At 49.7% G+C, this 8,058-nt stretch carries 8 protein-coding genes; all 8 read left to right on the forward strand.

Features of this window, described 5'->3' with window-relative positions; all coding sequences use genetic code 11:
• A partial coding sequence (locus tag M0R35_07350) for a homoserine dehydrogenase (GenBank protein MCK9595471.1) occupies window positions 1-1,173 on the forward strand: 1,173 nt, incomplete at its 5' end.
• Window position 1,174: 1 nt separating this feature from the next.
• Window positions 1,175-2,248 (forward strand): threonine synthase, encoded by a 1,074-nt coding sequence (gene thrC / locus M0R35_07355; GenBank protein MCK9595472.1) that lies wholly within the window; start codon window positions 1,175-1,177, stop codon window positions 2,246-2,248.
• Window positions 2,248-2,883 carry a phosphopantothenoylcysteine decarboxylase gene (locus M0R35_07360; GenBank protein MCK9595473.1) on the forward strand — a complete coding sequence of 212 codons (636 nt, stop codon included), beginning with the start codon at window positions 2,248-2,250 and terminating at the stop codon, window positions 2,881-2,883. Before thrC ends, M0R35_07360 begins: the two co-directional genes overlap by 1 nt.
• Window positions 2,884-2,886: 3 nt before the next feature.
• Window positions 2,887-4,092 (forward strand): cofactor-independent phosphoglycerate mutase, encoded by a 1,206-nt coding sequence (locus M0R35_07365; protein ID MCK9595474.1) that lies wholly within the window; start codon window positions 2,887-2,889, stop codon window positions 4,090-4,092.
• A gap of 27 nt (window positions 4,093-4,119) precedes the next feature.
• Window positions 4,120-4,533 (forward strand): hypothetical protein, encoded by a 414-nt coding sequence (locus M0R35_07370; protein ID MCK9595475.1) that lies wholly within the window; start codon window positions 4,120-4,122, stop codon window positions 4,531-4,533.
• 2 nt (window positions 4,534-4,535) lie between these two features.
• Window positions 4,536-5,750 carry an aspartate kinase gene (locus M0R35_07375; protein ID MCK9595476.1) on the forward strand — a complete coding sequence of 405 codons (1,215 nt, stop codon included), beginning with the start codon at window positions 4,536-4,538 and terminating at the stop codon, window positions 5,748-5,750.
• A 16-nt stretch (window positions 5,751-5,766) separates the two neighbouring features.
• Window positions 5,767-7,338: a citramalate synthase gene (gene cimA / locus M0R35_07380; protein MCK9595477.1), complete on the forward strand. Its 1,572-nt coding sequence runs from the start codon at window positions 5,767-5,769 to the stop codon at window positions 7,336-7,338.
• Window positions 7,339-7,341: 3 nt separating this feature from the next.
• On the forward strand, window positions 7,342-8,058 hold a 717-nt coding region (locus tag M0R35_07385; GenBank protein ID MCK9595478.1), incomplete at its 3' end, for a class I tRNA ligase family protein.

An 8,058-nucleotide genomic window follows, 5' to 3' on the forward strand; every position in this document is an offset into this window, starting at 1 on the left:
ATCTGCGATAAGGATACCGTTTCCAAGCGCAACGTCAGCGTGGACAAAACCCTTCTGACCACCAACCCGAAAGATATCCTGAACGACCCGCAGATCGACATAGTAGTGGAACTGGTCGGCGGCGTCCACCCGGCCAAGGAATTCATCACCGAGGCGATTAAAAGAGGCAAAAACATCGTTACCGCCAACAAGGCGCTGCTATCCCAGGATGGCAAGGAGCTTTTTACCCTGGCCCGGGAAAGCTCTAAAAGCATATACTTTGAGGCGTCGGTGGGCGGCGGTATCCCGATAATAAAATCACTGCGGGAAGGCCTGGTCGCCAATAAATTCAACAGTGTTTTCGGCATTGTCAACGGCACAGCCAATTACATACTGAGCAGCATGTCCCGGGAAAACTGCACTTTCGCCGAGGCCTTGCGCCAGGCGAAGGCAAAAGGTTTCGCCGAGAAAGACCCCACCCTGGACGTGGAAGGGATCGATTCCGCGCATAAGCTAATTCTGCTGACATATCTTTGCTTCGGCAAAATGGTGAGCCTGAACGATATCTTCATCGAGGGGATATCCCGCGTTTCCCTGGCGGATATAAATTACGCCAAGGAGCTCGGTTTTACCATAAAACTGCTGGCGATCGCCAAGCGCGAGACCGACAGCCTGGAAGTACGGGTGCATCCGACATTAGTGCCTGATACACATCTTTTAGCATCAGTCAACGATGTTTTTAACGCCATTCACGTCTCATCCGATTTGGCCGGAGAACTGCTTTTTTACGGCCCGGGCGCCGGGCAGTTATCCGCAGCCTCAGCCGTGGTATCCGACCTGGTAGACCTTACCCAGGATATAAAAGCCGGTATGTTCAGGCCGACATTGAACATAATTGATGATAAAACAATCAATAAATTACGCAAGATCGACGAATTCGAAAGCCGTTATTACATCCGTTTTATAGCCTTGGATAAACCCGGGGTTTTAGCCCAGATATCCGGGGTCCTGGCGAAATTCGGGATAAGCATCGCCTCAGTGACCCAGAAAGAAAGGCGAAAAACCCATTCAGTGCCTATCGTTATGATCATTCATGAAGCTAAAGAAAAGAACCTGCGCACCGCGCTGGGAATAATCGATAAATTGAACCTGATCCAGGAAAAATCCATAGCCATCAGGATAGAGGATTTATAATATGCTCTACAAAGGCATTATCGACAAATACCGCAAATACCTTCCGGTAAGCGCCAAGACCCCGGTAATAACCCTGAATGAAGGCAATACCCCGTTAATCCCGTCGCCTTATTTAAGTAAAACATTAGGCGGGAATTTCCAGGTATACCTGAAATATGAAGGGCTTAACCCCACCGGCTCGTTCAAGGACCGCGGAATGACCATGGCCATATCCAAAGCCTGCGAAGAAGGGTCAAAAGCGGTAATGTGCGCCTCAACCGGGAATACTTCAGCCTCCGCTGCCGCGTATTCCGCCAGGGCAGGGTTAAAATGCATAGTCCTGATTCCCGGAGGACACATTGCCCTGGGCAAACTAAGCCAGGCCCTGATCCACGGGGCGACGGTCATAGCCATAGACGGTAATTTCGACGACGCGCTGGACATGGTCAAAATCATCACCGGGAAATACCCGATAACCCTGGTAAACTCGATAAATCCTTTTCGCATTGAAGGGCAAAAAACCGGAAGCTTTGAGGTCTGCGATTCTCTGGAGGCGGCGCCGGACTTCCATGTGATACCGGTAGGCAACGCCGGTAACATCACCGCCTACTGGAAAGGTTATAAAGAATACAAGGCTGCCGGTAAAATAAAAACCCTCCCCAGGATGCTGGGATTCCAGGCGGAAGGCGCGGCCCCGATCGTCAGAGGGAAACCCATAAAGAAACCCGAGACCATTGCCACAGCCATCCGTATAGGCAACCCGGCGAGCTGGGAACTGGCCGAACAGGCGCGGAATGAATCAAAAGGCCTGATCGATATGGTTTCCGATAAACAGATACTCGAGGCGTATAAATTACTGGCGGATAAAGACGGGGTTTTTGCCGAGCCGGCTTCCGCAGCTTCGGTCGCCGGAATGCTGAAACTGGCAAAGCGCGGTTATTTTAAAAAATACGGCAGACAAAGATCCGCAGTAAAGATAATATGCGTTCTTACCGGTCATGGCTTAAAAGACCCGGACAGGGCGATAAAAACCATAAAAACCCCAAAGATCGTAAAACCCAGGCTTGAATCTATCTTAAAAGCGATCGGTTATTAATGATCTTAAAAAACAAAAAAATACTTATAACAGCCGGACCGACGTGGTCGGCGATCGATACGGTCCGGGTCATATCCAATACCGCCACCGGGACAACCGGGATATTACTGGCCAAGGCTTTAATCCGTTCAGGCGCGAAGGTAACCTTGCTGTTAGGCCCGGGGATTGACCGCGATCTCCCGGATAAGGCAAGGGTTGTCCGTTTTCGCTTCTTTGATGAACTCGAAAAACTGATGTCCGCGGAGCTTTCCACACGCGGATATGACGCCATAATACATTCGGCGGCGGTATCGGATTATAAGCTAAAGAAAACGTTTGGCGCCAAAATTCGTTCGGACCGGGACGACCTCTCCCTGAAACTGGTAAAAACGCCCAAGCTTATCCAGAGGATCAAAAAGATAGACCCGTTGATACTGGCAATAGGCTTTAAATTCCAGCCGCAGGCCGATAAAACGGCATTGTTAAAAAAAGCGAGGATCCTGCAGAAACAAGCGAACCTGGACATAGTCATAGCCAATACGTTAACCGGGGATAAATACCAGGCGTATATCATCAATCACGAGTTTGTCTCTAAGGAAATGCGGAACAAAAAAGATCTCGCGCGTAATTTGATCAAACATCTGGCAAAGACCTAAATTATGAAATACATTGTCCTTGTAGCTGACGGAATGGCCGATTATCCGATCCCGGAATTAGGGGACCGCACGCCTCTTGAGGCGGCACGCACCCCGAACCTGGATTTTATCGCCATGCACGGCAGGCTGGGCAGGATAAAAACGATCCCGGAAAAGATGACCCCCGCTTCGGACGTGGCGAATATGTCGATCTTCGGATATGACCCTAAGAAGTTTTATTCCGGCCGAGGCCCCCTGGAAGCTGCAAACCTGGGCATAGAGCTTGAAGAAAACGATGTGGCATTCAGATGCAACCTGATCACCGCGACCGCCGACACATTGGTCGATTACAGCGCGGGCCATATAAGCTCCAAAGAAGCCGCGATCCTGATAAAATCGATCGATGAAAAATTAGGCAAAGGCAATTTTCGGTTTTATCCCGGGATAAGTTACCGCCACCTGATGCTGGCCAAGAATGGGACATTGGACGGGCTTGACCAGTTAAAATGCATAGCCCCGCATGATATTACCGGCAAAAATATCAGCAAAAACCTGCCTAAAGGCAAGAACAGCCAAATATTGACAGAAATGATGCTTAAGTCTCAGGAAATACTGGCAAGCCATGAAATAAACCAGGTGAGGCTCGACCTCAAAGAGAACCCGGGGAATATGATCTGGCTTTGGGGCCAGGGCAAAAAACCGAACATGCCGAAATTCACCGAGAAATACGGCCTTACCGGAAGCGTGATATCCGCGGTAGACCTGATCAAAGGATTGGGCAAGATCATCGGCCTGGACGTGATCAACGTCCCCGGAGCCACAGGTTATTACGATACGGATTACGAAGGCAAGGCAAAGGCCGCGTTGAGGTCCCTGGAAAAGAAAGATTTCGTTTTTGTGCATGTGGAAGCACCGGATGAAGCCGGGCATAACGGCGATTTAAAAGAAAAGATCACCGCGATCGAGCGTTTTGACCAGCTTGTCGCGGGGACTATTTTAAAAGCCCTGAAGCACAAAAAGAATTTCCGGATAGCGGTATTGCCTGACCACGCAACGCCGGTATCGTTGAAGACGCATACCGCGGATACGATATTCTTCGGCATTTTCGGCCACGGGATCACCGGCAGGGGATTTTTAAATTATTCCGAGAAAGAAGCGCAAAAATCAGATTTGTTTATTGAAAAAGGCCACGAGCTGATGGATTGTTTCATTAGGTCCGATACACTTTAATAACCTTTACCCGAGGAGCCGGCCATTATGATAAATTTATATATCGTTCTGTACGCCCTGCTGGTCGTTTTATCGTTGCTTCTGCTCATCGAAGCCTATGCTATTTATAAAAAAAGCACCAAAGACATGCATAAGCGCAGAAGATGGGCGAGGATCAAAGTCCCTAATGATAAAATGATCACCTGCAGGATCGTCGAGCCCGGGGCTATAGCCGGCGCGCAGGAATACCTGGTAAACGACATAAACATGGCGGGGATCTCTTTTTTCTGCGATAAAAAGCTGGAGAAAGACATGATCAGGCTGCACATAAAGTTCCCCTTCACGACTTTCAAAGAAGCGGGATTGGTCTCAGGGAAAGTGGCCTATTGCAATAAAATACCGGATATGGAAAAATACCGGGTAGGCATAGCATATATCAGAAAAATGAAATGGAGCAAATAAGAATGGGAAAGTTAATAGTGCAAAAATTCGGCGGATCGTCGGTGGCGAACGTCGAACGGATCCAGAACGTGGCAAAAAAGGTGGTAAGCTATAAAAAGAAAGGCTACGGCCTGGTAGTGGTGGTCTCCGCCCTGGGGGACACTACCGATGAGTTAATAGACCTGGCCGCGAAAATAAACACCGATCCTTCCGAGAGGGAAATGGACATGCTCTTATCCACCGGCGAGCAGATATCCGTGGCGCTTTTAGCTATGGCCATACATAAATTAGGATACGAGGCGATATCATTCACCGGAGCGCAGGTCGGGATAATCACCGACGCCAATTACACCAAGGCCAGGATCATCAAGATCAACGCCGATAAAATCGAAACGGAATTAAAAAAAGGCAGGATCGTCATCGTGGCCGGATTCCAGGGCGTGACCATGGAGCATAACATAACCACCCTGGGCCGCGGGGGCTCGGATCTTACCGCCGTAGCCCTGGCAAAAGAACTGAAGGCATCCGAATGCGAGATATACACCGATGTCGAGGGGATATATACGACCGATCCGCGCATCGAGCCGAAAGCGAAAAAAATAAGGTCGATAACCTTTGACGAAATGCTGGAGATGGCGTCACTGGGCGCGCAGGTAATGCAGCCGCGCTCGATCGAAGTAGCCAAAAAATTCAACGTGCCTTTGCATGTGCGTTCGTCTTTTTCAAACAAACCCGGGACATTGATCATTAAGGAGGTCAACAAAATGGAAGAGGCGCTTATTACCGGCGTAACATTGAACAAGAACGAGGCAAAGCTGACCATCTGCGATGTCCCGGACAAACCCGGCGTGGCCGCCAGGATATTCAACGAACTGTCGGACGGCGGTGTAAGCGTGGATATGATCGTGCAGAACGTAAGCCATACCCGCAAGACCGACATATCGTTCACCATCGCCAAGGCGCATCTGGCAAAAGCGATAAAACTGACCAGCAAGATCGCCAAAGCGATCGAGGCGGGGGAGGTCATAAAGGACGAGGATATCGCCCGAGTCGCGATAGTCGGGATAGGGATGAAGTCGCATCCCGGGGTAGCGGCAAAGATGTTCCGGACTTTAGCCGAAAACAAGATCAACATAGAAATGATCTCCACATCGGATATCAGCATATCCTGCATAATCGAGAAAAAATTCGCTGAGACAGCGGTTAAAACGATCCACGCAAAATTCGGATTAGGTTAAAAACGGGGGCATCCATATGCGCAAGATAAAGATCTATGACACGACATTAAGGGACGGTTCTCAGGGGGAAGGGATAACTTATTCCCTGAACGACAAACTGCGTATTGCCGAAAAACTGGATGCCGTCGGGATCGACTATATTGAAGGCGGCTGGCCGGGGTCAAACCCCAAAGATATGATGTTTTTCCAAAAAATGGCCGACAAGCCTTTAAAAACAAGCAAAGTCGTCGCCTTTGGCTCCACGCGCAGAGCGCATATAAAAGCAAGCATGGATAAGAACCTGAAGGACATCCTGAGGTCCAGGGTAAAATTCGCGGCGATATTCGGAAAAACCTGGTTATTGCACGTCAAGAGCGTCCTGAAGACCACGCCTGAAGAAAACCTTAAGATGATCTCAGACAGCGTGGCTTTCCTGGTTAAAAAGGGGCTGGTCGTGCTTTACGACGCGGAGCATTTCTTCGACGGATACAAGAACGACCCAAATTACGCATTAAAGTGCCTTTTGTCCGCTCAGCATGCCGGCGCCAGCTTCCTGGTATTATGCGATACTAACGGGGGAACGCTCCCTGATGAGATCCATAAGATAATCGCCGAGATCAAACCCAGATTAAAAGCTCCGCTGGGGATACATTGCCATAATGATTCCGGTGTAGCGTGCGCCAATTCGCTTTCCGCTGTCCATTCCGGATGCGATATGGTCCAGGGAACGGTGAACGGTTATGGCGAACGCTGCGGCAACGCCGACATTATCCCGGTCATCGCCAATCTTTCGCTGAAAATGAGGATCAAGACCATCCCCGAAGAAAAGCTGAATAAGCTTACGGAATTATCCTATTTCGTCAGCGAAATAAGCAATATGAGACATATGAGCTTTCAGCCGTATGTCGGGGATTCGGCTTTCGCGCATAAAGGCGGAGTGCATATTAACGCGGTAATGAAAGAAAAATCTTCCTATGAACATATCGCGCCGGAAACAGTGGGGAATAAACGCCGGGTGCTTTTATCGGAATTAGGCGGGAAAAGCAGCATTATCTTGATGGCCAAGGAATCCAACCTTGACCTGACCAAAGACGACCCGAAAATAAAAAAACTTCACGGGCTCCTGCAATCTCTTGAGCTCAAAGGTTATCATTTCGAAGCAGCGGAAGGCTCATTTGAGCTGTTATTGAGAAAATCCCTGAGTAAGGTGTCGGAATTCTTTAAATTGGAGAGTTTCCGGGTCGTGGTAAATAAGGAATCGGGCAAACAGATCACTACCGAGGCGATCATTAAGATCCGGGTAAAAGGCAAACTCGAGCATACCGCCGCCGAAGGCGATGGCCCGGTCAACGCCCTTGACAACGCCCTGCGCAAGGCCTTAAAGGATTTTTATCCCAAACTTTCCGAGATGCATCTGTCGGACTTTAAGGTAAGGGTGCTGGAAGAAAAAGCGGGCACAGCGGCCAGCGTGCGAGTGCTCATCCAGTCCCAAGACAAAAACGAATCCTGGAACACGGTAGGCGTGTCGGAAAACATAATCGAGGCTTCCTGGCAGGCATTATCCGATTCCATCGAATACAAGCTGCTTAAGGGCAACGTTTCCAAATAAATCATGACTGAACTTGCCAAGTGTTACAGCCACATTGAGGTCGAAGATAAGTGGTATAGATCCTGGGAAGAGAATAATCATTTCTTTGCTAAAGCTGACCCTGCCAAGAAACCTTTTTGTATCGTAATCCCGCCGCCGAATGTCACCGGCATACTGCACATGGGCCATGCCCTGAACGATACTATCCAGGATATCCTTATCCGTTACCACCGGATGAAAGGCGAAGAAGCGCTGTGGATGCCGGGGACCGACCACGCGGGCATAGCCACCCAGAACGTGGTGGAAAAATCCATCGCCAAAGATGGCCTAAAACGACAGGATCTCGGCCGGGATAAATTCATCGAGCGGGTCTGGGCCTGGCGCGAACAATACGGATCAACCATTATCCGCCAGCTAAAAAAACTCGGGGCTTCCTGCGATTGGCAGCGCACGCGCTTTACCATGGATGAGCCTTACTCGGATTCCGTGGCTGAGGTCTTTGTACGGTTATACGAAAAAGGCCTGATTTACCAGGGCAACCGCATAATCAACTGGTGCCCGCGCTGCCAGACCGCGCTGGCTGACGAAGAAGCGCCGCATCATGACCTGCAGGCCAACCTCTATTATCTCAAATACCCGTTAAAAGGCGCCCTTGATAAATCCATTACCGTGGCCACTACCCGGCCGGAGACTATGCTCGGAGACACCGCAGTGGCGGTAAATCCGAAAGACAGCAGGTAT

The sequence above is a fragment of the Candidatus Omnitrophota bacterium genome (assembly GCA_023227985.1).
In the GTDB taxonomy this organism is placed as follows: Bacteria; Omnitrophota; Gorgyraeia; order Gygaellales; family Profunditerraquicolaceae; genus JALOCB01.